Origin of the sequence: Nonomuraea sp. N2-4H, from assembly GCF_045291505.1 — a bacterium.
Lineage (GTDB): Bacteria > Actinomycetota > Actinomycetes > Streptosporangiales > Streptosporangiaceae > Nonomuraea > Nonomuraea fastidiosa.
Genome location: NZ_CP147987.1, coordinates 2,085,972 through 2,110,880, shown reverse-complemented (window position 1 = coordinate 2,110,880; position 24,909 = coordinate 2,085,972). Strand labels below are relative to the sequence as shown.

Here is a 24,909-nt window from a genome sequence, read left to right as displayed (position 1 = left end):
ACTACCCAGGCCGTCGCCGTCCATGCGGGGCGCGGTTCAGTCCTCGCCGGTCTTCCAGTGGAAGACGTACGACATCACGAACCCGAGCAGGCCGGTCACCCCAGCCGCGACGGTCATGGGCAGGCCGAGCGCCGCGACCGCGCCCGACACCAGGCCGGGGCTGCCGGCGATGAGGCCGACGGCCTGCGCCAGCACGAGCACGACGCCGAGCGCGAGGAACAGCACGAGGCCGATCTTGAACAGGATCATGGTGAGCTGTCGCATGACGGGGGCTCCTCTCAGATCGGCAGCACGCCGGTGGCGATGAGCACGCCGATGACCAGGGTCGGGATGACGAACCACAGGATGAGCCGGCCGAACGTCCTGGCCGGGTCCACCTGGGCGATGCCGCTGGCGATGTAGATGGGGGCGGCTCCCGGCGGGGACGCGCCCTCGGTCGAGGCGAAGATGAGGATGGCGGTGGCCGCGGCGGCGGGCGCGACTCCCGCGGCGGTGAGCGCGCTGAAGGCGACGCCGCCGACGGCGGCGATCGTGGCGGTGCCGGTCAGCGGCGCGGCGATGACGACGAGCAGCAGGCCGACGATGGCGGCGATGACGACGGCGGGCGCGTCCACGCCCTCCATGATCGTGGTGAGCTGCTCGACCAGGCCCAGCTCGCCCAGGGCGGCCGCGGCGGCGAAGGCGAAGAACAGGGTGGCGCCGATGACGGCGTAGCGGGGCGCCATCTCGCCGAGCAGCTCGCTCCAGGCGCTCGCGGTGCGCGGCAGCCGCCGCCAGGCCACCGCGAACGTGGCCAGCACGGTCAGCACCGGGATCCACACGACGATGCTGATGCCGTCGGCCGCCTCACCGACCCGCGACTCCATCAGCGCCTTGCCGAAGTCCAGCGTCATCAGCACCGGGATGAGGATGCCGGCGTAGACCAGCAGCGAGGCCCATCCGGCGCGCAGCGCCTCCCGCAGCGGGAGGATGTCGGAGGCGTCGGTGGCGGCGATGCGGTTCCTGCGCACCCACAGGAACACCACCACGAACCGGTGCGCCACCGTCCACAGGCCGCCCACGAGGGCGGGCACGAAGAGCTGGTCGGCGCTCAGCACCGGCGCGACGGCGGCCGAGCCGAGCAGCAGGAACATCGACGAGCTCGGCGGGATCGAGATGCCGAGCCCGGCGTTGCCGGCGACCAGCGAGGCGGCGAGGTCGGGCCGCCAGTTCGAGCGGATCATCCAGGGGATGGTGACCGAGCCGACGGAGGCCGAGATGCCGGAGCCGGATCCCGAGGGGCCGCCGAGCAGCGCGGCGGCCGCGGTCGAGACGTATCCCGCGCCGCCGCGCAGCCGGCCGAACACCGAGTTGAGCACCGTGACCTGCTCCTGGATGAGCCCGAGCCGGGTCAGCAGGTAGCCCATGAAGACGAACGCCAGGGCGGCGAAGACGACCTCCTCGGCCATGGCGTCGGCGATGCCCGCCCAGGCCAGCTCGAAGAAGCGCCCGCCGCCGAAGAGGCACACGCCGGCGAATCCGATGAGCATCGCCTCACCGATGTTGCGTTTCAGCACGCCGTTCCAGACGACGATGATGACGATGTAGGCGATGAGCGCCCATACGGCGATTCCCATGGCGTGAAGTCCTCCAGGGGCGTTGGGGGTGGGGTGGTGCGGCGCCTGGGGGTTCAGGTGCCGGTCGGCGGGGCCTGCGCGGGAGGCTCGGCGAGATGGCGGGCGAGCGCGAGCGTGCGGCGGGCCCTGGCGACGATGGGAGCGTCCACGAAGCGGCCGTCGGGCAGCGCGACCGCGCCGAGCCCGGCCTGCTCGGCCCGCTCGGCCGCGGCGACGATCTCGGCGGCCCTGGCCGTCTCCTCCTCGCCGGGGCGGAAGGCCCGCCTGATCGCGGGGATCTGGCGCGGGTGGATGGCGGTCCTGCCGAACATGCCGATCGCGCGTCCGGCCCGGCAGGAGGCGAGCAGGCCCGCCTCGTCCTTGACGTCCGGGTAGACCGACATCGGCACCGGGGGCAGCCCGGCAGCGGCGGCGGCGAGCACGACCTGTAGCCGCAGGTGGTTCATGGCCTGCTCGTCGGTGATGCCGAGCTCGCTGGCGAGGTCCTGCTCGCCGAGCGCCACGCCGGCCACGCTCGGGTGCGCGGCGATCTCTCGGGCGTTGACGATCCCGGCCGCGGATTCGAGCAGCGCGTACGCGGGCGCGCCGGTCAGCGCGTCGAGCACGCCGGTGGACTCGACCTTCGGCAGCCGCACGGCGTCGGCCAGGCCGGCGACGGCGGCCAGGTCGTCGCGGCCGCGCGCGGTGGCGGGGTCGTTGACCCGCACGTGCAACACGCCGCCGTCGGGCCTTTCGCGCAGGTAGGCGACGGCGTTCTCCCTGGCCTCGTCCTTGCGGGCCGGGGCGACCGCGTCCTCCAGGTCGATGATGACGACGTCCGCGCCGGAGGCGACGGCCTTGCCGAACCGCTCGGGGCGGTCGCCCGGCACGTACAGCCAGGTCACCGGCGGGTGGGCGGGCGCGCTCACGCGATCACCCCGTCCTCGCGCAGCCGCGCGATGCGGTCTTCGGGGTAGTCGAGCTCGCCGAGCACCTCGTCGGTGTCGTGGCCGAGCGGGCGGCCCGGCCAGCGGATCTCGCCGGGGGTGTCCGACAGGCGGAACAGCACGTTCTGCATGGTGAGCGAGCCCAGCTCCTCGTCCGGCACCTCGACGAACGTGCCGAGCGCGGCGTACTGGGGGTCCTCGGCGATGTCCCTGACGTCGTAGATGGGGGCGACGGCGGCCTGCACCTCCTCGAAGGCGGCGATGACCTCGTCGGCGTCGCGCTCGGCGATCCAGGAGGCGACGGCCTCGTCCAGCTCGTCCACGTGCTGCACCCGGCCGTGCCCGGTGGCGAACCACGGCTGCTCGACCAGGTCGGGCCGCCCGACGAGGGTCATCACGCGCTCGGCGATGGGCTGGGCGCTGGTGGAGATGGCCAGCCAGCGGCCGTCGCGGGTGCGGTAGGTGTTGCGCGGGGCGTTGCTGCTGGAGCGGTTGCCGGTGCGCTTCGGCACGACCCCGAGCGCCTTGTACGCGGTCATCTGCGGCCCGAGCAGCCCCAGGATCGGCTCGATGATGGCCATGTCGATGACCTGGCCGCGCCCGGTGCGCTCGCGGGCGTGCAGCGCGACCATGATCGCGTACGACATGGCCAGGCCGGCGATGCCGTCGGCCAGGGCGAGCGGCGGCAGGGTGGGCGGCCCGTCGGGCTGTCCCGTCATGGCGGCGAAGCCGCTCATGGCCTCGGCGAGGGTGCCGAAGCCGGGCCGCTTGGCCATCGGACCGAACTGCCCGAACCCGGTCATCCTGGCGACGATGAGCCGGGGATTGAGCTCGAGGAGGTCGTCGGGCGAGAGGTTCCAGCGTTCGAGCGTGCCGGGACGGAAGTTCTCGATCAGCACGTCGGAGCGTTCCACGAGGCGGCGCAGGATCTCCTGCCCCTCGGGGCGCGACAGGTCGACGGCGGCGGTGCGCTTGTTGCGCGACAGGGTCTTCCACCACAGGCCCACGCCGTCGACCGAGGCGCCGTGCCCGCGCGAGGGGTCGCCCCGCTTCGGGTGCTCGATCTTGATCACGTCGGCGCCGAAGTCGCCGAGCATCATGGCGGCGGAGGGACCGGCGAACAGGGTCGCCGCGTCGATGACCCGCAGGTCGTCGAGGCTCGTCATGGGCATGTAACTTATAAGAAATAAGTCATAGGTCAACCATGTGACCATTTTGCGAGACACTTGGGGACATGTCAGCCACCGAGCCGCGGCCGCCGATGAGCAAGGCCGACTACGTCTACGCCGTGCTGCTGGAGGAGATCCGTTCGGCGCGGATCCCCGGAGGGACCGCGGTCAGGGCCGCGGAGGTGGCCAAGCGGCTCGGGGTGTCGGTCACGCCGGTGCGCGAGGCGCTGCGCAGGCTGGAGAAGGACCGGCTGATCAGCTACGAGCCGCACCACGGCGCGACCGTGGTGGACCTGGGCGACGAGGCGCTGGCCGAGTACTACGGGCTGCGCGCGGTCGTCGAAGGGCTGGGCGCGCGGCTCGCGGCGGCCAGGATCACCGCCGATGAGCTGGCCGAGCTGCGCGAGCTGCACGCCGCGATGGAACGCGACGCCGCCGAGGGCAGGAACGACCGGCTCGGCGAGCAGAGCCGGCGCTTCCACCTGCGCATCGTGGACATCGGCGGGCCCGCCTTCCTCGGCGGGCACGCCAGGTCGGTGCGCAACAGCTTCCCCGTGCCCGCCGAGGCGTCGCTGTGGCTGGACGAGACGCAGGTGCGGGCGCAGCTCGACGCGCACGAGGGCATCCTGGCTGCGCTGGAGTCCGGCGACGGCGCGGCGGCCGAACGCATCATGATCGACCATGTCCAGGCCGCCGGCTCCTACCGCCAGCACCGCTGACCGCTCCCCGGCCGATCCCCACGGCCGCACCGGCCGACCCAGGCCCCCACCGCGCCTTCGGCCGGGCCCCGACCGTTCCTCACGACCGCCCCGCACGCCCCGGGCCCCCACCGCGCCTTCCGGCCGGGCCGGGGCAGCCACGGCCGGGCGAGCGGCGCGCGCCCGGAAACGGGGTCGATCCTGGAATCAGCCGGGCAGGGCGTTCCTGATCTCGTCGAGCACGTCGGCGGTCGCGTCGACCGGCAGCGCCGACAGCGACAGCCGGGCGAACGCCTGCTGGTGCTCCTCGACCCGGCGCCGGTCCTCGATGACGACCGGCGCGTGCAGCAGGTGCAGCACCAGCGCGTCGGGCCTGTCGGGCTCGGCGAAGCGCAGCAGCGTGAACGGCGGCCCCTGGTAGAGGTAGCCGCTCTCGGCGACCGGCCGGGCCACCTGCAGCGCGATGTGCTGCTGCTTGGTGGCCGCGGTGAGCGCGTCGAGCTGGGCGCGGCGGTCCTCGGGCCGGCTGAGCGGCGGGTCGAGCAGCGCCGTACGGTCGATGACCGCCCACAGGCGCGGCCCGTGCTGCCGGTCGAGCAGCCGCTGCCGGGCCGCGATCAGCCCGGCCCAGGCGGCGGCCTGCTCGTAGGTGGCGCCGGGCAGCAGCCCGGCGAGCGCGGCCGACAGCGCGTAGGCGGGGGTCTGCAGCAGAGCCGGGATCTGGTGGGGGCAGTAGGTGTAGATGATCTGCGCCCGGTCCTCCAGCTCCAGGAACGCCGACAGCCGCAGCGGCACGCCGGGGGCGTCGTACCAGCCGGGCGCGCGCTCCTCGCGCAGCAGCGACAGCACGCGGGAGACGTGCTCGCCCTCGCCGTACAGCTCCAGCAGCGTGCGCACGGTGGCCTCGCGGGGCGCGACCAGCCCGTGCTCGATGCGGAAGATGGTGGAGGTGTTGAGCCCGGCGGCGTCGGCCGCGGACTTCATCGACAGCCCGGCCCCGACGCGCAACGCGGAGAGACGGGCCGCCACAACGCTCAACTGCATACGTCTGTCACAACCACCGATGACAAAAATCAGCGTTTACACCAGGTCTATTGCAACAGGGTGACGGGTGATGCACGATGGCCACTCTAGTGGCCCGACACCGAATGCATACGCCGATCCGAAAGGCAGGGACTGTTGGCGGACGCCTGGACACTCCATCCCGACTACCGGACTCCCCCGGTCCCCACGGAGACGGACGTCCCGCCGGGCCCGTGGCGCCACCCCGACGGCGGCCAGATCATGAACGGCACCTACGAGCGGCCGCTGCCCAAGCGCCAGATGGAGGTGGTGACCGTCTGGTACGGCTACGCGCTGAGCCACTGGCGCGGCCCCCGCATGCCGCGCTTCTCCAGCCCGATGGTGTCGGCCTGGAACCCGGTGCTGGCCCAGGGCATGGCCGTCGATCCCGGCGCGCCCGCGCCCTACCGCGACGAGCTGTGGTGCGACCGGTGGATCGCCGAGGCCCTGCTGTACGGGCGCAAGCCGTACGGCGCGTTCGCGCTGCCGGTGGACGAGGCGATGCGCTGGTTCGCCAAGAGCGGCGGCACGAACCTGGTCTACCAGGCGCGGGCCGAGGGCGACCTGGTGCGCGTGGTGGCGGGCACCTCCGAGCGCTACGGGCAGCTCTTCGACCTCGACGCGCTGATCGCCGACTACCGCGAGGCGCTGCCGGAGGACCTGGCCGACCGGGAGGCGGCGGCGCTGGAGGAGCATCGCGCGCTGTCGCCGGCGCTGTCGTACGTGCTGACCGAGCCGGCCGAGGAGCGCTTCGCGCAGGCGGCGCTGTCGGTGCGCGGGCTGACGCTGGGCTACCCGCCGCGCGAGACGGCGGCCAGGATCGTCGCGAGCGCCGCCGCATGACCGGGCCGGCGATCAAGGGCGTGCTGTTCGACCTGGACGGGACGCTGCTGGACCATCGCGGCGCGGCCGATGCGGCCATCGCCTCCTGGGCGGCCGAGCGTTATCCCGGGCATCCGCGGCTGGCGGAGGTGCCGGCGTTGTGGGCGGCGCTGGAGGAGCCGTACCTGGCGATGTGGCACGCGGGCCGCTGCACCATGGACGAGCAGCGGCGGCTGCGGCTCTCCGCGCTCTGCGCCGAGCTGGACGTGCCCGCCCCCGGCGATCTCGACGCCGCCTACGAGGAGTTCGTCGTCCGCTACCGGCGTTCCTGGCGGGCCTTCCCCGACGCGGCGGACGCGGTGGCGGAGCTCGCCGGGTTCACGCTCGGCGTGCTGACCAACGGCGGGCAGCGCGTGCAGGAGGCGAAGGTCCGCGCGATCGGGCTGGAGGGCAAGGTCGGCCCGGTGCTGACCGGCGAGGTGCTGGCCGGCTGCTTCAAGCCGAAGCCGGAGGCGTACGCGCGGGCCGCGGCGGCTCTGGGGCTGGCGCCGCAGGAGGTGCTGCTGGTGGGCGACGACGTCGTCAAGGACGTGACGGCCCCGGCCGCGACGGGCATGCGCTCGGTCTGGCTCGACCGGCTGAACGCCGGCGGCGGCCCCGAGGGGTTCCCGAGGATCACCTCGCTGGCCGGGCTGGCGCCGCTGCTGCGGTCCTGACCGGGCCGCCACGACAGCTTGACTCATTTGTCAGGACATTCTGACCTGGGTTAAGCTGATCAGCATGACCGCCAACCTGGCCATCGACCTCGACCGGTCAAGCCCCGTGCCGCTGTATTTCCAGGTGGCCGAGCAGATCGCCGAGGCGATCCGGCGTGGCGACCTGCCCCCGGGCTCGCGGCTGGACAACGAGATCCTGCTGGCCGACAAGCTCGGCCTGTCGCGGCCCACCATCCGCCAGGCCATCCAATATCTGGTGGACAAGGGCCTGCTGGTGCGCAAGCGCGGCGTCGGCACGCAGGTGGTGCACGGCCAGGTCAAGCGCTCGGTCGAGCTGACCAGCCTCTACGACGACCTGCGCAGGGCGGGCCAGGAGCCGGCCACGCAGGTGCTGGCGCTGGAGCCGCGCCCGGTGGATGAGGAGATCGCCGCCATCCTGGGCGTGGAGCCGGGCTCGCAGATCCTCTATCTGGAGCGGCTGCGCTTCGCGGCCGGCGAGCCGCTGGCGGTGCTGCACAACTGGCTGCCGCTGGGCCTGGCCCAGCTCACCGCGGCCGATCTGGAGAGCCGCGGCCTGTACGAGCTGCTGCGCGGCGCGGGCGTGCGCATGCGGGTGGCCAACCAGCGCATCGGCGCGCGGGCCGCCGGGCAGGCCGAGGCCAGGCTGCTGCAGGAGCGCAGGGGCGCGCCGCTGCTGACGATGGTCCGCACCACCTACGACGACCAGGGCCGGGCGGTCGAGCACGGCTCGCACGTCTACCGGGCCTCCCACTACTCGCTAGAGGTCACCCTCATCGAGCGCTGAGGCGGCGCGGCGGCGCAGGTAGAGCGTGGTGCACACGCCGATGACGACGGCCGCGCCGAGCCCTGCCCAGGAGAAACCCTTGAGCCACTTCTCGGCGACCAGCCCGAGGTAGTAGACAACCGTGGTGGTGCCGGCCGCCCACACGATGCCGCCGAGCACGTTGGCGACGGCGAAGCGCCAGTACGGCATGCGCAGCGCCCCCGCGAGCGGCCCGGCCAGGATGCGCAGCAGCGCCACGAACCGTCCGAAGAAGACCGCCCACATGCCGAAGCGGGTGAAGTAGTGCTCGGCCTTGCTGATGTGGCGGGGCCCGAAGTGGCGGGGGAAGCGGCGGCCGAGCCGGGCGAACAGGGCGGCGCCGCCTCTGCGGCCGATGGCGTAGCCGGCCGTGTCGCCGACGATGGCGCCGGTGCCCGCGCAGGCCGCCACCCAGGCCGGGTGCACGACGCCCTTGGAGGCCAGGATGGCGGAGCTCACCAGCACGATCTCGCCGGGCAGCGGGATGCCGAGGCTCTCCAGGCCGATGACGAGGGCGACGGTGGCGTACAGCCAGCCGGCGGGGATCGCCTGCAGCCAGTCATCGATGTGCATCTCGAAAACCCTAGCGCCGTCCGGGTGCTGCTCGGACCGTCCGCATGAACCGGAGGTTCCGGGGTGATTACGTTCGTTTCAGTGGGCCCGTAACCCTTGGCAAGGAACCGTCCCGACTTCTATGGTTCAGTGCAATGCCACACATTACTGGGATGGTTCATGACGTCTAAGCAGGTCACGCCGCCGGCCGGTGCCGTGCGTCTCACTCCGGGGGCCGCCTCCGGGGCGGTACGCCCGCTTCCGGGAGTGCGCATCACCGGCGGCCTGCTCCACCACTTCCGGGTCCGCAACAGCACGGCCACGATCCCGCACACCATCGAGCAGCTCCGCGCGGCGGGCAACGTGGCCAACCTGAGCCGGCTTCTGGAGCAGGACCCTCCGCCGTACCGGGGCCGCTACCCCTTCCTGGACACCGACCTCTACAAGACCCTGGAGGGGCTCGCCTACGACCTCGGCGACGGCACCGCGGAGGAAGGGGTGCGCGACTTCTACGAGGAGGTCGTCTGCCTGCTGGAACGCGTGCAGGCCGGCGACGGCTACCTCAACTCGTTCTTCCAGGACCCGGCCGCCGCCAAGAAACCGTGGGAGGACCTGGCCTGGGGTCATGAGCTGTACACGCTGGGCCACCTCATCCAGGCCGCCGTGGCCGCCAGCCGGCGCATGGGCGACGACCGGCTGCTGCGCGTCGCCCGCCGCTTCGCCGACCTGGTGACCGAGCGCTTCGCCGGCGGCGGCATCGACGGGCACCCCGAGGTGGAGATGGCGCTGGTCGAGCTCTACCGGGAGACCGGCGAGCGCGCCTACCTCGACCTGGCCGCCGCGTTCATCGACCGGCGCGGCTCCGGCCAGCTCACGCACAGCATCTTTCCCGGCGACTACTTCCAGGATCACGTGCCCTTCCGCGAGCTGCCGTCTGTGACCGGTCACGCGGTGCGGATGGCGTACCTGGCGGCCGGCGCCGCGGACGTGCTGCTGGAGACCGGCGACCGCACGCTGGAGAAGGCGCTCACGCGGCTGTGGGACGACATGGTCGCCACCAAGCTCTACATCACCGGCGGGCTCGGCAGCCGCCACTCCGACGAGGCCATCGGCGACCGCTACGAGCTGCCGTCCGAGCGCGCCTACGCCGAGACCTGTGCCGCCATCGCCCTCATGCAGTGGGCCTGGCGCATGTTCCTGGCCACCGGCGGCGCCTCCTACCTCGACGTGTTCGAGCGGGTGCTCTACAACGCCTACGCGGTCGGCCTGTCCGCCGACGGCCGCGCGTTCTTCTACGACAACCCGCTGCAGCGCCGCCCCGACCACGCCCAGCGCAGCGGCGCGGAGGCGGACGGCGAGCCGCTGCGCCGCGCCTGGTTCGGCTGCCCGTGCTGCCCGCCCAACATCGTGCGCTGGATGGCGCAGCTCGCCGACTACGTGGCGGCCGAGCGCGACGGCGCGGTGCTCATCGCCCAGTACGCCACCGCCCGCGTCGAGACGGCCGAGCTGGACCTGGACATGGCGACCGGCTACCCGTGGGACGGCGACGTGCGGCTCACCGTCCGCCGCGCCCCCACCGGCCGGTACGCGCTGGCGCTGCGCGTGCCCGGCTGGGCCCGCGGCGCCACCGCCACCGTCAACGGCGAGACGTGGACCGGCGAGCCGGACGGCGGCTGGCTCACCGTCGAGCGCTTCTGGTCGCCGGGCGACGAGGTGCGGCTCACCCTGCCGATGCCGGTCAGGGCGCACGGCTCACACCCTTACCTGGACGCCACCAGAGGCGCCATCGCGCTGGCCCGCGGCCCGATCGTCTACTGCGTCGAGCAGCACGACAGCCCGCAGGCGGCCGTGGACGACCTGCTGGTCGGCGTACCGGAGGCCCTCGAAGCCGAGATCGGGCGGCGTGACGACCTCGCGCCCGGCGCGGTCGTGCTGAACGTCACCGCGCGCACCGCTCCCCCTCCCCCGCCCGAGCTCTACCCCGAGCTGCCGGCCCCGACACTGCTCAGCCCGAGACGCAGGTTCCCGTGACCTTCGTCCCCTACTTCCTGTGGGGCAACCGCGGCCCCGCGGCGATGCGGGTCTGGGTCAGGACCCCGAACACGACCAACGGAAAGAAGGCGACATGAGACGACCGGCGGCGCTCGCGAGCGCCACGATGACCGTCGTGCTGGCACTGTCGGCATGCGGCGGCGGAGCGGCCCAGGGCCCCGGCGGCACCGGCGCTACCGGCACGTCCGCCACCCCCGCCACGGGCGGCATCGTGCACGTGCTGGCCAACGCGGACTTCTCCCACCTGGACCCGGCGCGCGGCTTCGACGGCGGTGTCAACAACTTCTACCGGCTCATCTACCGGGGCCTGACCACGTTCGGCGCCGGGCCCGGCGAGGAGGGCACGAAGATCGTCCCCGACCTCGCCACCGACACCGGCACGCCGTCCGACGACGCCAAGACCTGGACCTTCACCCTCAAGGACGACATCTTCTTCGAAGACGGCACCCCCATCACCAGCGAGGCCGTCAAGTTCGGCTTCTCCCGCGCCTTCGACCCCGAGGCCGGCATCGGCTCCCCGTACGGCAGGCTGCTGCTGGACGCCCCCAAGGACTACAAGGGCCCCTACCTGTCCGGCGACCTCGACACCATCGAGACCCCCGACGACAAGACCGTCGTCATCCACCTCAAGAAGCCGTACGCCGACTTCCCCAGCGCGCTGGCGCTGCCCAACTTCACCCCCTTCCCCAAGGGCACCGGCGCGGGCGGCGCCTTCGACAGCAAGCCCATCGCGAGCGGGCCGTACAAGGTGGCCTCCTACCAGCGCAACGTGTCGCTGAAGCTGGAGCGCAACCCGCACTGGAAACCCGAGACCGACACCGTGCGCTCGGCCAGGCCGGACGGCTTCGAGTGGACCTTCGGCCTCGACCCGGCCACCATCGACGAGCGCATGCTCGCCGGTCAGGGCACCGACGCCGACGCGATCGGCCCCAGCATCCAGGCCGCCACCGTCGCCCGCGTGCAGGCGCCGCAGATCAAGGCGCGCACGCTGTCCGGCCTCAACGGCTGCACCACTTATATGGGGCTGAACACCACCAAGAAGTACCTCAAGGACGTCCGCGTCCGGCAGGCCATCAACCACGCCATCGATAAGGACACCATCGTCGCCGCCCTGGGCGGCTCCACGCTGGCCGAGAAGGGCACCTCGATCCAGCCGCCCACCGTCGCCGGGCGCGTCGACTACGACCCCTACCCGTACGACGTGGAGAAGGCCAAGCAGCTCCTGGCCGAGGCCGGCCTGTCCGGCGGCTTCTCGCTCACCCTCGACACCAGGGCGCAGCCGAAGATGGCCGCCGTCTCGGTCGCCGTGCAGGAGTCGCTGAAGAAGATCGGCATCGACGTCAAGATCAACAACATCGACGCGTCCACCTTCTACGAGGTCATCGGCACCCCCGCCAAGCAGAACGACATGGCCGTCACCGGCTGGTGCCCCGACTGGGCGTCCGGCGCGACGTTCCTGCCGCCGCTGTTCGACGGCCGCAACATCACCGCCAAGGGCAACTCCAACATCGCCCAGATCAACGACAAGGCCATCAACGCCAGGATCGACGAGATCGCCGAGATGACCGACGTCAACGAGGCCAACGCCGCCTACGGCGAGCTGGACAAGCAGATCATGGAGCTGGCCCCGGTCGTGCCGCTGGCCTACGAGAAGCTCATCCTCGTCAACGGCGCCAACATCGCCGGCGCCTACCAGCACAACTCCTACTCCGGCGGCGTCGACCTCGTCTCCGTCGGCCTTGCGGACCCGACGAAGTAGATGACGGTCGCAGCGCATCCAGAGCAACAGGTGGCGGGCGGCGCGCCCGCCACCTCGGCCGGCGCGTCCTGCGCGTGCTGCTGCGCGATCGAGGCGCCGTGCTCAGCGGCGCCTACCTCGCGCTGATCGTGCTGATGGCGATCTGCGCCCCGCTCATCACCGCGATCACCGGCCACGGCCCCAACGACTTCGACACCGCCGCCGTCGACACCGACCTGGGCGGCGTCCCGTACGGCACGCTCGGCGGCATCAGCGCCGAGCACCCGCTGGGCGTCGAACCCCAGAACGGCCGCGACATCCTCGCCCGCATCGCCTACGGCGCCCGCGTCTCCCTCATCATCGCCGCCTCGGCCACCGCCCTGACCACGCTGCTCGGCGTCGTGCTCGGCATGCTGGCCGGGTTCTACCAGGGCTGGGTGGACCAGGTGATCTGCCGGGTCATGGACTTCCTCATGGCCTTCCCCGCGCTGATCTTCATGATCGCCATCCTGTCGGCGCTGCCCCAGGGCAACCGGCCGGTGCTGCTGGTCGTGGTGATCAGCGTGTTCGGCTGGCCGTACCTGGCGCGGGTGGTGCGCGGGCAGACGCTGACGCTGGTCAACCGGGAGTTCGTGGAGGCCGCGCGGGCCTGCGGCGCCTCCACCGGAGCGCTGGTGTTCAAGGAGATCCTGCCCAACCTGCGCAGCTCCCTCATCGTCATGACCACCCTGGCCGTGCCCGGGTACGTCGGCACCGAGGCCGGGCTGTCGTTCCTCGGCGTCGGCGTCACCCCGCCCACCCCGTCGTGGGGCCAGATGATCTCCAGTTCGGTCGGCTGGTACGCCGTCGATCCGATGTACTTCGTCATCCCCGGCGGCTTCCTGTTCCTCACCGTGCTGTCGCTGACCGTGCTCGGCGACCGGATCAGAGCCGCCTACGACGCGGGGGAGGCCGCATGATGGCCCGTTACGTGGCCTGGCCTGGCCGGCGTCGTGGTCATCCTGTTCCTGGTGTGCCTGTTCACGTTCGTGCTGTTCTTCACCCTGCAGCCCGACCCGGCCGTGATGATCTGCGGCAAGACCTGCACACCGGAGCGCATCGACCAGATCCGCGGCGTGCTCGGCCTGGACCGGCCGTTCTTCACCCAGTTCTTCGGCTTCCTCGCCGGCATCTTCGCCGGGCGCGACTACGGCGAGGGCGCCAACCTCGTCCACTGTCCCGCGCCCTGCCTCGGCTACAGCTTCCAGACCAATCAGTCCGTCATGGAGATGGTGGTGGAGCGGCTGCCGGTCAGCGCCACCGTCGCCATCGGCGCCGCCGTGCTGTGGCTGCTCGTCGGCATCGCCGCCGGCCTGCTCAGCGCCGTCAAGGAGGGCACCTGGATCGACCGCACCGCGATGGGCCTGGCGCTCGGCGGCTCCAGCATCCCCAACTACGTGCTGGCGCTCGCCCTGCAGTACGTGCTCGTCGTCCAGCTCCAGGTGCTGCCGTTCCCGCAGGCGGTGGCGTTCTCCGACGACCCGCTGACGTGGTTCCAGTCGTACCTGATGCCGTGGATCGTGCTGGCCACCGGCTACGCCTGCCTGTACGCCCGGCTCACCCGCGCCAACGTCATCGACACCCTGGCCGAGAACTTCATGCGCACCGCCAGGAGCAAGGGCCTGCCGCCGCTGCTCACCATGCGCAGGCACGCGCTGCGGCCCGCGCTCACCCCGATCGCCACGATCTTCGGCATGGACTTCGCCGGCCTGCTGGGCGGCGCGCTCATCACCGAGACCGTCTTCGGGCTGAACGGCGTCGGCAAGATGGCCGCCGACTCCATCGCCAAGAACGACCAGCCCGTCATCATGGCGGTCACCCTGCTGGCGGCGTTCTTCGTGGTGGTCGGCAACGTCGTGGTCGACCTCGTCTACACCCGGCTCGACCCGAGAGTGAGGATCACGTCGCCATGAGCGAGCTGCTGGAGGTGGAAGACCTCACCGTCACGTTCCCCACCACGCGCGGCCCCGTGGACGTGGTCAAGAACGTCTCCTTCACCGTCGGCAGGGACGAGACCGTCGGCATCGTCGGCGAGTCGGGCTCCGGCAAGTCGATGACCAGCCTGGCCGTCATGGGCCTGCTGCCCAAGGGCGCCATAACCAGCGGCAGCATCAGGCTCGACGGCACCGAGCTGCTCGGCCGCCCCGAGCGCGAGCTGCGCAGGCTCCGCGGCGACCAGATGTCGATGATCTTCCAGGACCCGCTGTCGTCGCTCAACCCGTACTACACGGTCGGGCTGCAGATCGAGGAGATGTACCGCGCGCACCGGGACCGGTCGAGAAAGGCCGCCAGAAAGGTCGCCATCGAGGCGCTCGCCCAGGTCGGCCTGCCCGACCCCGAGCGGCGCGTCAACCACTACCCGCATCAGTTCTCCGGCGGTCAGCGGCAACGCATCATGATCGCGATGGCGCTGGTGTGCCGGCCCAAGCTGCTCATCGCCGACGAGCCCACGACCGCCCTGGACGTCACCGTGCAGGCGCAGATCCTGCGCCTGCTGGCCGACCTGCGCAGCCAGAGCGGCACCGGCATGGTGTTCATCACCCACGACCTGGCCGTGATCAGCTCGATCGCGACCCGCGTGCTGGTGATGCGCCGCGGCGAGCAGGTCGAGTACGGCACCGCCGAGCAGATCTTCGCCGAGCCCCGCCACGCCTACACCCGCATGCTGCTGGAGAGCATCCCCCGCATCGACGACGAGGTGGCCCCATGACGCTGCTGCGCGCCAAGGACCTCACCAAGAGGTTCGTCACCCGCGGCCCGCTCGGCTCCAAAGCCGAGTTCACCGCCGTGGACCGGGTCAGCTTCGACGTACGGCTCGGCGAGACGCTCGCCGTGGTCGGCGAGTCGGGCAGTGGCAAGTCCACCACCGCCCGCATGATCGCCAAGCTGATGGACCCGACCTCCGGCACCCTGGAGTTCGACGGCGAGGACGTCACCCACGCCAAGGGCGAGGCGCTGACCCGCTTCCGCGGCAACGTCCAGGTCGTCTTCCAGGACCCGTTCTCCTCGCTCAACCCCCGCCACACCGTCGAACGCATCATCAACGCGCCCCTCATCTACCAGGGCCGCACCCCCAAGGGCGGCCGGCGGGCGTACGCCAAGGAACTCATGGAACGCGTCGGGCTCAACCCCGACCACTCGCTGCGCTACCCGGCCCAGTTCTCCGGCGGCCAGGCCCAGCGCATCGGCATCGCCCGCGCCCTGGCCGTCAACCCCAAGCTGGTGATCTGCGACGAGGCCGTCTCCGCGCTGGACGTCTCGGTCCAGGCGCAGATCATCGAGCTGCTACGGCGGCTGCAGCGCGAGAGCGGCTTCAGCTACGTGTTCATCGCCCACGACCTGGCCGTGGTGCGCCAGATCGCCCAGCGCGTCGCCGTGATGAGCAAGGGCCGCATCGTCGAGCTCGGCACCACCGAGCAGGTCTTCGGCGATCCCCAGGACGAGTACACGCGCACGCTGCTTGCGGCCATCCCCCGCATCAACCCCGAGTGGGACCGCCGCAGGAGGGAGAACAGTTGATCACCGCCACCTACACCATCCCCGGCATGCGGGTGCGCGACCACGTCGAACGCGTCCCGCTCGACTGGTCCGACCCCGGCGGCCGCACGATCGAGGTCTTCGCCCGCGAGCTGGTGGACCCGGCCCGCGACCGCGAGGAGCTGCCCTGCCTGCTCTTCCTCCAGGGCGGCCCGGGCGGCAAGGCGCCCCGGCCCGTCGGCACGTCCGGCTGGCTCGGGCACGCGCTGCGGACGTACCGGGTCATCCTGCTCGACCAGCGCGGCACCGGCCGCAGCTCCCGCGTCGACGGCCGGCTGATGAGCACGCTCACCGCCGAGCAGGGCGCCGCCTACCTCGCCCACTTCCGCGCCGACTCCATCGTGGCCGACGCCGAGCACCTGCGCACCGCCGTCTTCGGCGGCCGCCGCTGGTCCACGCTCGGCCAGAGCTACGGCGGCTTCCTCACCCTCACCTACCTGTCGCGCGCGCCGCAGGGCCTGAGCGCCTGCTACGTCACCGGCGGCCTGCCCTCGCTCGACCCCGACGCCGCCGAGGTCTACCGCCGCACCTATCCGCGGGTGGCCGCCAAGAACGCCGAGTTCTACCGCCGCTACCCGCACCACGTCGAGACCACCGCCCGCCTGGCCGACCGGCTCGCCGCAGGCGACGTGCTGCTGCCCGACGGCGACGTCCTCACCGTACGGCGGCTGCAGTCGCTCGGCATCGACTTCGGCATGAAACCCGGCTACGAGCGCATGCACTGGCTGCTGGACGAGTCCGACGGGCTGCCCGAGACGTTCCTGCACCAGGTGCTCGCCCGCTCCTCCTACGCCGACAACCCGCTGTTCGCCGCGCTTCAGGAGAGCATCTACGGCTCGGGCCCCGGCGCCACCGCCTGGGCCGCGCAGCGCGAGCGCGAGCGCCACCCGGCCTTCGCCGAGGACGCCAGGCCGCTGCTGTTCACCGGCGAGATGATGTACCCCTGGATGTTCGAGGAGATCCGCGCGCTGCGGCCCTTCCGCGGCGCCGTCGAGCTGCTGGCCGCCCGCGACGACTGGCCGCCCCTCTACGACACCGACCGGCTGGCCGCCAACGAGGTGCCCGTGGCCGCCGCCGTCTACTTCGACGACATGTACGTCGACTCCGGCCTGCAACTGCAGACCGCCGCCCGGGTCGGCAACACCCAGGCTTGGGTCACCAACGAGTACGAGCACGACGGCATCGGCGACGAACGCGTCTTCGCCCGCCTCACCGAGCTCGTCCGCCAGATGGGAGGAGGAATCACCGATGAGTGACCGCAGGCTGCCCCGGCTGTCGGAGATCCCCGCGTTCGCCGAGTACATCGCCCAGGGCTGGGAGTCCCCCGCCCGCACCCCCGACCTGGTGCCGGGGGCCGCGGAGGCGGCCGCCGCCCACCGCGCCCGCCTGGCCGCCGCGCTGCCCGGCCGCACCGTCGTGGTGGCCGCGGGCCGCGCGCCCACCCGCTCCAACGACACCGCCTACGGCTTCCGCGTCGACAGCGACTTCTACTGGCTGACCGGCTGCGCCGCCGAGAACGCGATCGCCGTCGTCCGCGACGGCGACGCCACCCTCTACCTGCCGCCGCCCGCCCGCCCCGGCGAGACCGGCTTCTTCGCCGACGCCGCCTACGGCGAGCTGTGGGTCGGCCCGTCCCCCTCGCTCGCCGAGTGGTCGGCCGCGCTCGGCGTGACGGTGCTGCCGCTGCCCGACTACCCGGGCACCCCCGACGGCGCGCTCACCGCCGACGCCGACGAGCTGCGGCAGGTGCTCGCCGAACTCCGCATGATCAAGGACGAGTGGGAGATCGCCCAGCTCCGCGAGGCCGTGGACCGCACCGTCGAAGGCTTCGCCGCCGTCGCCGCCGAGGTGCCCGCCGCCATCCGCGCCGGCGGCGAACGCTGGCTGCAGGGCACCTTCGACCGCTACGCCCGCACCTACGGCAACGGCCCCGGCTACGCCTCCATCGTCGGCAGCGGCCCGCACGCCCCCACCCTGCACTGGGTGCGCTGCGACGGCCCCGTCCTGCCCGGCGAGCTGCTGCTGCTCGACATGGGCGTCGAGACCCGCTCTCACTACACCGCCGACGTCACCCGCACCATCCCCGCATCCGGCGCCTTCACCCCCGCACAGCGGCAGGTGCACGACCTCGTCGAGCAGGCCCACCGGGCCGGGCTCGCTCAGGTGGGGCCGGGCAAGCCGTTCACCGCCTTCCACCACGCCGCGATGGAGGTCATCGCGCGCGGCCTGCACGACTGGGGCCTGCTGCCCGTCTCCGTGGACGAGGCCCTGTCGGATCAGGGCCAGCACCACCGCCGCTACCTCGTCTGCGGCATCGGCCACCACCTCGGGCTCGACGTGCACGACTGCGCCCAGTCCAGGCCCGAGGCCTACCACGGCGCCGACATGGCGCCCGGCATGGTGCTCACCGTCGAGCCCGGCCTGTACTTCCACGCCCACGACACCACCGTCCCGCCCGAGCTGCGCGGCATCGGCGTCCGCATCGAGGACGACCTGCTGGTGACCGCCGACGGCGCCGAGAACCTGTCGGCCGCGCTGCCCATCACCGCGAGCGGCCTGGAGATCTGGACCAAAGAGAGGACATCATGACCGCCCAGGCGAACGCTCCGGTCTGGCACGGCGTGCACGTCGCCACCGCGCTGCCCTTCCACGACGACCTGACCATCGACTACGACGCCTACGCCGAGCACGTCCGTTTCCTCGCCGACGGCGGCTGCGACGGCGTCTGCCCCAACGGGTCGCTCGGCGAGTACCAGACGCTCACCGCCGACGAGCGGGCCCGCGTCGTCCGCACCGCCGTCGAGGCCGCCCCCGGCGGTTTCCACGTGATGCCGGGCGTGGCCGCGTACGGGGCCGCCGAGTCGCGGCGCTGGGCCGAGCAGGCCGCCGAGGCCGGCGCCTCCTCCGTGCTGCTGCTGCCGCCCAACGCCTACCGCGCCGACCGGCGGGCCGTCGTCGCCCACTACCGCGAGGTCGCCAAGGTGGGGCTGCCGATCGTCGCCTACAACAACCCGTTGGACACCAAGGTCGACCTCACCCCTGAGCTGCTGGCCGAGCTGCACCACGAAGGGCTCATCGTGGCCGTCAAGGAGTTCAGCGGGGACGTGCGCAGGGCGTACGAGCTGGCCGAGCGCGCGCCCGGCCTCGATTTGCTGATCGGCTCCGACGACGTGCTGCTCGAACTGGCCATCGCCGGCGCGGTCGGCTGGATCGCCGGATACCCCAACATGATCCCCCGCGCCACCGTCGAGCTCTACCGGCTCGCGGTCGCCGGGGACGTCGAGAAGGCGCTGCCGATCTACCGCGACCTGCACCCGCTACTGCGGTGGGACTCCAAAACGGAGTTCGTCCAGTCGATCAAGCTGTCGATGGACCTGGCGGGACGCAAGGGCGGGCCCTGCCGCCCGCCCCGCGTCGCCCTCACCACCGAGCAGGAGGCCCAGATCACCAGGCAGACCCGCGAGGTACTCGCCAAGGGCTACCGCTGACGCCTGGCACGGTTCCATACCTGGCGCCGGGCCAGCTGAACCTGCTGGGCGGCGGGGCTACCGTCGAGTTTCACCGGGCGTGTAGCGGATGTCGCCGGCGTGGTAGCGGGCGCGAGCGGACTGGACCGCCCCCGGTGTCATCCGGAGTGGTAGCGGGCGTGGGCGGCCGCGGCGGCGAGCGCGGAGGCGCGGGCCGCCTCGGTCGGCGTGAACGGCAGCTCGGGCCGCCGGACGAGCAGCGCCCTGTCCGGGTTCACCGCGACCACCATGGTGGTGGCCGGGTCGGCGTCGTCGTCGGCGGTGTCGCCCGGCCGCCGCCACTCCACGTCGGGGGCGCGCAGCAGCTCGCCCAGCGCCTCCGGCAGCCGCGCCGGGTCGTCGCCGACGCGCTGCGCCAGCACCAGCGCGTGCACGCCCGGGTCGGTCAGGTCGGTGACCCTGGCGGGCACGATCACCACGTCCTGCCCGCCCGCCTCCTGCAGGGCTTCGGCGAGCACGGCGGGCGCGAGGTCGCGCGGCGCCTCGATGACGAACTCGTCCAGCGCGTCGCACCCGGCCGGTGTGATCGCACCGCCGCCGGTCGGCGCGATGTGCAGGGCCAGGATGTTGCAGCCGAGCCGTCCGAACGCGCCCGCCACGGTGGCCAGCCGCCCCGGCCGCTCCACCACCCGCATCCGGATCCGCCACAGCGTCATGACGCGCCCGCTCTCCTCTATCAGGGCCTCGGGCGTCTCCCGTGCCCTGCGCCGCGCCCGCCGCCGTACGGACGCCACCGGGCGGTGATGGGCGAGCCACCGGTGGACCGCCGATCCCGCGATCAACGCCACGCCCAGCCCGATGAGCACGACCGGCCCCGGCTCGTGGTGGCCGAGCAGGGTGGCGAGCAGGTGCGCCAGCCCGACCGCGACGAACAGCGCGGCGATCTCGACGAGCTCCCGCCACCAGGCCCGCCCGTGCCCGCCGGCGGAGACGGCACGCGTCGCCGCCCCGGGCCCGGCGGCCGGAACGGCGCGTGGCCCGGCCCCGAGCCCGGCCGCGTCGACCAGACCGGGCACGTCTCCGTCACCGGTCCGGGGCGTCGTGGCGGGCTCGGGGCGGGCCTGCGTCACTTTGGGTGCATCATCCATGACCGACAGTCTGCGGCACCCGTGTTACCTGGCCACGGGTGTCCGCGTTGCGGCCGGATTAAACCCCGTTCACCGACCCGCACTCCGCGGGCACCGGCTCAGACCCGCTCGACCTCGATGACGAGCGCGGAGGCGGGACGCATGGCGGGCGCGGGCAGCCCCAGCTCGCCCAGCACGGAACCGCGCAGCCGGACGGGCTCGGCGGCCCACTCGGGCAGCACGGTCCGCTCGGGGACGGGCCCGGCCAGGCGCACCTCGTAGGTGGCCTCCGGGTCGAGCCCGGGCAGCCGCAGCGGCGCCGGCCCGACGTCCAGCCGCGAGGTGAGCTGCACGTACGCGAACACGCCCCGCTCGGGCAGCACCACGCCGTGCAGGAACGCGGTCGGGTCGGGGTGGTCGGCCCGCACGACCCGGCCGGAGTGCAGCACCGGCCGCAGCCGCTTGTGCAGCGCGATCCAGGTGGCCAGCTCCTCCAGTTCTTCGGCGGTGGCGGAGGTGATGTCCCACTCCACGCCCATGTGCCCGAACAGCGCGGTCGCGGCCCGGAACGCCAGCGGCAGCATCCGCCCGGTGCTGTGGTCGCGGTTCGCGCCGACGTGGGCGCCCATCCGCTCCGGCGGCACCAGCAGCCCGGTCCAGCGCTGGATGGACTGCCGGTCGAGCGCGTCGTTGCAGTCGGAGGTCCACACCCGGTCGGTGCGCGCCAGGATGCCGTAGTCGATACGCGCGCCGCCGGACGAGCACGACTCGATCTCCAGGCCGGGGTGGCGCTCGCGCAGCTCGTCAAGCAGCCGATAGGTGGCGAGCGTCTGCGCGTGCACGCCGGGCGCGCCGTCGTGCACGGGCTCGGCGATGTCGCGGTTGTGGTCCCACTTGATGTAGTCGAGCCGGTATTCGCGCACCAGAGCGTCGATCCGCTCCAGCAGGTACGCGTACGCCTCGGGCCTGGCCAGGTCGAGCACCTGCTGGTTGCGCTGGGGCGGCGGCATGCGCTCCGGCCTGGCGAGGATCCAGTCGGGGTGCTCGCGGGCGAGGTCGGAGTCGGGGTTGACCATCTCGGGCTCGAACCACAGCCCGAACTGCATGCCCAGCTCGCGCACCCGATCGGCGAGCGGGTGCAGGCCGTCGGGCCAGACGCCCTCGTCCACGTACCAGTCACCGAGCCCGGCCCGGTCGTGGCGGCGGTGCCGGAACCAGCCGTCGTCGAGCACGAACCGCTCGATGCCGGCCGCGGCGGCCCGCTCGGCGAGTTCGAGCAGCCGGTCGAGGCCATGGTCGAAGTAGGTGGCCTCCCAGTTGTTCAGCGTGACCGGCCGCACCGGGAGCGGGCGGGCGCGCAGGTGCTCGTGCAGCCGGTGCGAGGCGTCGTCGAGGCCGCTGCCCGACCAGGTGAAGAACACCCACGGCGTACGGTACGTGGCGTCCTGGGCCAGCACGACCTCGCCGGGCTCGAGCAGCTCGCCCGCCCCCAGCAGCGACACGCCCTCGGGCAGCCGCTCGGCGTAGTGCACGTGGTCGCCGCTCCAGCCGGCGTGCACGGCCCACACCTCGCCGCTCCTGAACCCGAACCCACCGGTCCCGGCGATCAGCAGCCCGGTGCCGTCATGCCCGGTGCGTCCCCTGCGGTTCTCCCGCGACCACACCCCGCGGGTGAACTCCCTGCGCTGCGGCACCTTCTCCAGCGCCCACCGGCCGGTGAAGTCGAGCAGCTCGGCCGCGCGGGCGGGCACCGGCAGCGTGCACACCAGCCCTTCCAGCCGGTACGGCGAGGCGGCCGTGTTCATCACCGCGTGCCGCATCCGTACCAGGCCGCTGCCCTCCATGACCAGCTCGCACACCAGCCGCAGCCCGGCACGCTCGTCGGCGGCCGTCACGGTCACCGTGCCGCCGCCGCCCGGCTCGGCGGACACCTCCACGTTCTCCACGCTCCAGCGCACCGGCCAGTGCTCGCCGTCCCGCACGCCGGACAGGCCGGGCCTGCCGTACCAGGACTCCGCCTGGGCGGGCAGCAGCGACGGCGCGGGCGCGCCCGGCGACGGCGGCAGCACCGCTGCCAGGTCCTGTCCGCCGGCTCCGAGGTCCGCGCCGAAGTGCCGTACCCGGGGCAGCCCCGGGCCGGAGGTGTCGAGCACCAGCGCGGCACCCGCCGCGGAGAGGATCACGGAAGACAAGTTCGGGACTCCAATCTGGGGGGCGGGCACGGTGGCCCGGTTTTCACCGTTCACGATGCTTCACGACGCTATCGTCCCGAGTGGGGCCGATGCACTAACCCCGGCTCGCTTAAATCCCCGCGATCGTTTAGGTTAGGCTCACCTAATAAATCGCCGTTGGAGGATTCCGGGGATGACCGAGCCCTTTCGCATGTTCGACGTACGAGTAGACCGGCTCGACCGCCTCAGCCCGTCCTTCCTGCGCGTCACCTTCGCCGGCGACGACCTGCGCCACTTCGCCGACAACGGCTTCGACCAGCGGGTCAAGCTCTTCCTCCCGACCCCCGAGCACGGCATGGCGTACCTGCCGAAGGGGCCCGACTGGTACCAGCGCTGGCGGACGCTCGACCCCGGCAAGCGCAACGTGATGCGCACGTACACCGCGAGGACGGTCCGCCGGGAGGCCGGCGAGGTCGATGTGGACGTCGTCATGCACCCCGACGGCGGCCCCGTCGCCCGCTGGGCCGAACAGGTGCAGCCCGGCGACGTCGCCGCGCTCCTCGGCCCCAACGCCGACCACGAGGGCCCGCACGGCGGCCTGGAGTTCCGGCCGCCCGCCGGCACCGGCTGCGTGCTCATCGCCGGTGACGAGACCGCCGTCCCCGCCATCTGCGCCATCCTCGAACGCCTCCCCGCCCACCTGGCCGGCGAGGTGCTCATGGAGGTGCCCTTCGACGCCGACGCCCTGCCCATCGAGGCGCCCGCCAACGTCAAGGTCACCTGGCTCGCCCGCAACGGCGGCGAGCGCGGCGCCGAGCTCATCCCCGCCGTCCAGGCCGCCGCCGCCCGCCTGCTGCCCACTCCGGCCGCCGCACCCGGCTCCTTGGAGGACGTGGACGTCGACGCCGAGGAGCTGTGGGAGGTCCCGCAGGAGGCGCCCGAGCATGGTCCCTTGTACGCGTGGCTGGCCGGCGAGGCCGGCGTCATCAAGATCCTCCGCCGCCACCTGGTGGCCGAACGCGGCATGGACCGCCGCGCGGTCGCCTTCATGGGCTACTGGCGCCTCGGCCGCGCAGAGAACACCGGCTGACCTCCTCAGGCATCGAACCTCCCCCGGTGCCCGCCCACCGGCTCCCCTCTGCCGAGCCATCCCTCGCCTGGCCTAAATGAGCACGAGCACCGTCGGCAATGAGCACGAGCACCGTCGGCGTTTTTCGCGCGAGCCAGACCACCGGCCTACCGCCCCCTGCGCGACGATGCCTCCCCCGGCCCCACCCGCGACTCGCCCCCTGCGCGCCAGTGAGCGAGTCGCGTACCTGACGGCCGGCGGAGTCCGCGCGAGCCACCCCTCCAGCAACCTCCGCTGAACCGAGCGCCGGGCGGCCGATGCAGCATGGGCGAGCCCCGCCACCGACCGCCCGCCCCCACGCTGCCATTCCGCCCCACGACTCGCCCCTGGGCGGCGATGAGCGAGTCGCGCCCCGGGGCCGTTGGAGCAACTGGCGAGGCCGTCGGCCGCAGCTGCGCTGCGCCGGGGCAGTCAGGGAGGCTCGATCGAGGCCCGGCCGCGGGGCCGTGGCTACGCGCGGGACGCGGGACGCGCGACACGGGACGCGCGACGCGGTTGCGCGCGGGACGCGCGACGCGGCTGTGCCGGGGGCGCGGGGCGTGCGAATCAGCCCCCCGCAGGCCCTGGCCGGGTGCGGGGCGATCAGTGGAGCTCGGGTGGGCCGTCCTGGACCAGGCGGCGCTGGGCCGGGGTCGGCGGGCGGGCCCACGTCACGCCTGGGCCGTCGTCGGCGATCAGGCCCGTGACGGCCTCGCGCAAAACCTCCCCGGCCGGCGCGTCCGGACGCAGCTCGCGCGCCTCCCGATAGCGGTCGAGCACGTAGGCGAGGTCCAGCATGAGCGTGTTCGGCCGCTGTGCTCGTTACCGCGGCTTCGGCCGCCGTGTCCGTTACCACCGCTTCGGCGGCCGCGTCCGCGACCGCCGCAGAGGCCGCTGCCCCCGCCGGTCCCCTCACCAGCTCCGTCACGGTCTCGGCCACGGCGGTGGCGAAGCGTTCGGCGTCCATGCCGTCCGCAATTTCCGGGCCATCCGCAACCTTAGGGCCGCGCACCCCTTCCGGCTCGGCCGGCGGCCACTCGCCGCGCAGGTGCAGGACGCCGGGGCGCTCGGCCGTCGCCAGCTCGGCCATCAGCTCCGTGACCGTGCCCTGCGGGTCGTGCAGGGCGGCGTCCCCGCGGGCGGCGAAGGCGTCGGCGAGCAGGCGCAGGGAGATCGACCGCGGCGGGTCGTAGGCGACCAGCACCTCCAGCTCCTCGTGGACCCGCAGCGCGCTGCCGGAATCGTGGTACGCCCGCAGCCCCTCCACGAAGGCCGCCTCCACATCA

Annotated in this window: 24 protein-coding genes; 15 read left to right on the top strand and 9 right to left on the bottom strand. The window is 72.7% G+C overall.

What is annotated here, in order from left to right; genetic code table 11:
* Nucleotides 1-36 precede the first annotated feature (36 nt).
* From WBK31_RS09565 to WBK31_RS09550, 4 genes are read right to left on the bottom strand one after another with little or no spacing between them, the layout of a single operon-like run.
* Complete coding sequence (locus tag WBK31_RS09565; RefSeq protein WP_364065277.1) at nucleotides 37-264, bottom strand: hypothetical protein; 228 nt, start codon at nucleotides 262-264, stop codon at nucleotides 37-39.
* A gap of 14 nt (nucleotides 265-278) precedes the next feature.
* Complete coding sequence (locus WBK31_RS09560) at nucleotides 279-1,616, bottom strand: TRAP transporter large permease subunit (protein ID WP_364065280.1); 1,338 nt, start codon at nucleotides 1,614-1,616, stop codon at nucleotides 279-281.
* A gap of 53 nt (nucleotides 1,617-1,669) precedes the next feature.
* Nucleotides 1,670-2,524 carry an HpcH/HpaI aldolase/citrate lyase family protein gene (locus tag WBK31_RS09555; protein ID WP_378790056.1) on the bottom strand — a complete coding sequence of 285 codons (855 nt, stop codon included), beginning with the start codon at nucleotides 2,522-2,524 and terminating at the stop codon, nucleotides 1,670-1,672.
* Nucleotides 2,521-3,708, bottom strand: a complete 1,188-nt coding sequence (locus WBK31_RS09550; RefSeq protein WP_364065938.1) for a CoA transferase — start codon at nucleotides 3,706-3,708, stop codon at nucleotides 2,521-2,523. The genes WBK31_RS09555 and WBK31_RS09550 overlap by 4 nt, the downstream gene beginning before the upstream one ends.
* A gap of 68 nt (nucleotides 3,709-3,776) precedes the next feature.
* On the opposite strand from WBK31_RS09550, the gene WBK31_RS09545 reads away from it, so the two are divergent.
* On the top strand, nucleotides 3,777-4,430 hold the full coding sequence (locus WBK31_RS09545) for a GntR family transcriptional regulator (protein ID WP_364065286.1): 654 nt from the start codon (nucleotides 3,777-3,779) through the stop codon (nucleotides 4,428-4,430).
* Nucleotides 4,431-4,616: 186 nt separating this feature from the next.
* Here WBK31_RS09545 and WBK31_RS09540 read toward each other — a convergent pair whose 3' ends face one another.
* Nucleotides 4,617-5,453, bottom strand: a complete 837-nt coding sequence (locus WBK31_RS09540) for a Scr1 family TA system antitoxin-like transcriptional regulator (RefSeq protein ID WP_364065289.1) — start codon at nucleotides 5,451-5,453, stop codon at nucleotides 4,617-4,619.
* A gap of 135 nt (nucleotides 5,454-5,588) precedes the next feature.
* Between WBK31_RS09540 and WBK31_RS09535 the strand changes: the two genes are divergently transcribed.
* The 3 genes from WBK31_RS09535 (at nucleotide 5,589) to WBK31_RS09525 (ending at nucleotide 7,814) form a co-directional block, all read left to right on the top strand.
* Nucleotides 5,589-6,314 (top strand): hypothetical protein, encoded by a 726-nt coding sequence (locus tag WBK31_RS09535; protein WP_364065292.1) that lies wholly within the window; start codon nucleotides 5,589-5,591, stop codon nucleotides 6,312-6,314.
* Nucleotides 6,311-7,009, top strand: coding sequence for an HAD family hydrolase (locus WBK31_RS09530; protein ID WP_364065295.1), 699 nt, complete (start codon nucleotides 6,311-6,313; stop codon nucleotides 7,007-7,009). The genes WBK31_RS09535 and WBK31_RS09530 overlap by 4 nt, the downstream gene beginning before the upstream one ends.
* A gap of 64 nt (nucleotides 7,010-7,073) precedes the next feature.
* Complete coding sequence (locus tag WBK31_RS09525) at nucleotides 7,074-7,814, top strand: GntR family transcriptional regulator (RefSeq protein ID WP_364065298.1); 741 nt, start codon at nucleotides 7,074-7,076, stop codon at nucleotides 7,812-7,814.
* Here WBK31_RS09525 and WBK31_RS09520 read toward each other — a convergent pair.
* A complete protein-coding gene (locus tag WBK31_RS09520; RefSeq protein WP_364065301.1) occupies nucleotides 7,788-8,405 on the bottom strand; it encodes a DedA family protein in 618 nt (205 codons plus the stop codon). The two genes, WBK31_RS09525 and WBK31_RS09520, sit on opposite strands and share 27 nt — an antisense overlap.
* Nucleotides 8,406-8,564: 159 nt before the next feature.
* Here WBK31_RS09520 and WBK31_RS09515 point away from each other — a divergent pair, with 159 nt between their 5' ends.
* The 10 genes from WBK31_RS09515 (at nucleotide 8,565) to WBK31_RS09470 (ending at nucleotide 19,238) form a co-directional block, all read left to right on the top strand.
* Nucleotides 8,565-10,415 carry a glycoside hydrolase family 127 protein gene (locus WBK31_RS09515; RefSeq protein WP_406674649.1) on the top strand — a complete coding sequence of 617 codons (1,851 nt, stop codon included), beginning with the start codon at nucleotides 8,565-8,567 and terminating at the stop codon, nucleotides 10,413-10,415.
* Entirely contained in the window at nucleotides 10,412-10,513 is a 102-nt protein-coding gene (locus WBK31_RS09510) for a hypothetical protein (protein ID WP_406674648.1), read from the top strand. Before WBK31_RS09515 ends, WBK31_RS09510 begins: the two co-directional genes overlap by 4 nt.
* Nucleotides 10,510-12,195, top strand: coding sequence for an ABC transporter substrate-binding protein (locus WBK31_RS09505; RefSeq protein ID WP_364065306.1), 1,686 nt, complete (start codon nucleotides 10,510-10,512; stop codon nucleotides 12,193-12,195). Before WBK31_RS09510 ends, WBK31_RS09505 begins: the two co-directional genes overlap by 4 nt.
* Before the next feature lie 68 nt (nucleotides 12,196-12,263).
* Complete coding sequence (locus WBK31_RS09500; RefSeq protein WP_406675469.1) at nucleotides 12,264-13,133, top strand: ABC transporter permease; 870 nt, start codon at nucleotides 12,264-12,266, stop codon at nucleotides 13,131-13,133.
* Between the two features lie 33 nt (nucleotides 13,134-13,166).
* Complete coding sequence (locus WBK31_RS09495; RefSeq protein ID WP_406674647.1) at nucleotides 13,167-14,126, top strand: ABC transporter permease; 960 nt, start codon at nucleotides 13,167-13,169, stop codon at nucleotides 14,124-14,126.
* On the top strand, nucleotides 14,123-14,923 hold the full coding sequence (locus WBK31_RS09490; protein ID WP_364065314.1) for an ABC transporter ATP-binding protein: 801 nt from the start codon (nucleotides 14,123-14,125) through the stop codon (nucleotides 14,921-14,923). Before WBK31_RS09495 ends, WBK31_RS09490 begins: the two co-directional genes overlap by 4 nt.
* Nucleotides 14,920-15,732, top strand: coding sequence for an ATP-binding cassette domain-containing protein (locus WBK31_RS09485; RefSeq protein ID WP_364065317.1), 813 nt, complete (start codon nucleotides 14,920-14,922; stop codon nucleotides 15,730-15,732). The genes WBK31_RS09490 and WBK31_RS09485 overlap by 4 nt, the downstream gene beginning before the upstream one ends.
* Nucleotides 15,729-17,006 (top strand): alpha/beta fold hydrolase, encoded by a 1,278-nt coding sequence (locus tag WBK31_RS09480; protein WP_364065320.1) that lies wholly within the window; start codon nucleotides 15,729-15,731, stop codon nucleotides 17,004-17,006. Before WBK31_RS09485 ends, WBK31_RS09480 begins: the two co-directional genes overlap by 4 nt.
* Entirely contained in the window at nucleotides 16,999-18,339 is a 1,341-nt protein-coding gene (locus WBK31_RS09475) for an aminopeptidase P family protein (protein ID WP_364065322.1), read from the top strand. Before WBK31_RS09480 ends, WBK31_RS09475 begins: the two co-directional genes overlap by 8 nt.
* Nucleotides 18,336-19,238 carry a dihydrodipicolinate synthase family protein gene (locus WBK31_RS09470; RefSeq protein WP_364065324.1) on the top strand — a complete coding sequence of 301 codons (903 nt, stop codon included), beginning with the start codon at nucleotides 18,336-18,338 and terminating at the stop codon, nucleotides 19,236-19,238. The genes WBK31_RS09475 and WBK31_RS09470 overlap by 4 nt, the downstream gene beginning before the upstream one ends.
* Before the next feature lie 137 nt (nucleotides 19,239-19,375).
* On the opposite strand, the gene WBK31_RS09465 is transcribed toward WBK31_RS09470, so the two are convergent.
* Together WBK31_RS09465 and WBK31_RS09460 are read right to left on the bottom strand one after the other, a co-directional pair.
* Nucleotides 19,376-20,365, bottom strand: a complete 990-nt coding sequence (locus WBK31_RS09465) for an ACT domain-containing protein (protein ID WP_364065327.1) — start codon at nucleotides 20,363-20,365, stop codon at nucleotides 19,376-19,378.
* A 98-nt stretch (nucleotides 20,366-20,463) separates the two neighbouring features.
* Entirely contained in the window at nucleotides 20,464-22,536 is a 2,073-nt protein-coding gene (locus tag WBK31_RS09460; protein ID WP_364065329.1) for an alpha-galactosidase, read from the bottom strand.
* A gap of 172 nt (nucleotides 22,537-22,708) precedes the next feature.
* On the opposite strand from WBK31_RS09460, the gene WBK31_RS09455 reads away from it, so the two are divergent.
* Nucleotides 22,709-23,605 (top strand): siderophore-interacting protein, encoded by an 897-nt coding sequence (locus WBK31_RS09455; protein WP_364065331.1) that lies wholly within the window; start codon nucleotides 22,709-22,711, stop codon nucleotides 23,603-23,605.
* Between the two features lie 621 nt (nucleotides 23,606-24,226).
* On the opposite strand, the gene WBK31_RS09450 is transcribed toward WBK31_RS09455, so the two are convergent.
* Nucleotides 24,227-24,421 (bottom strand): hypothetical protein, encoded by a 195-nt coding sequence (locus WBK31_RS09450; protein WP_378790060.1) that lies wholly within the window; start codon nucleotides 24,419-24,421, stop codon nucleotides 24,227-24,229.
* Between the last annotated feature and the right edge of the window lie 488 nt (nucleotides 24,422-24,909).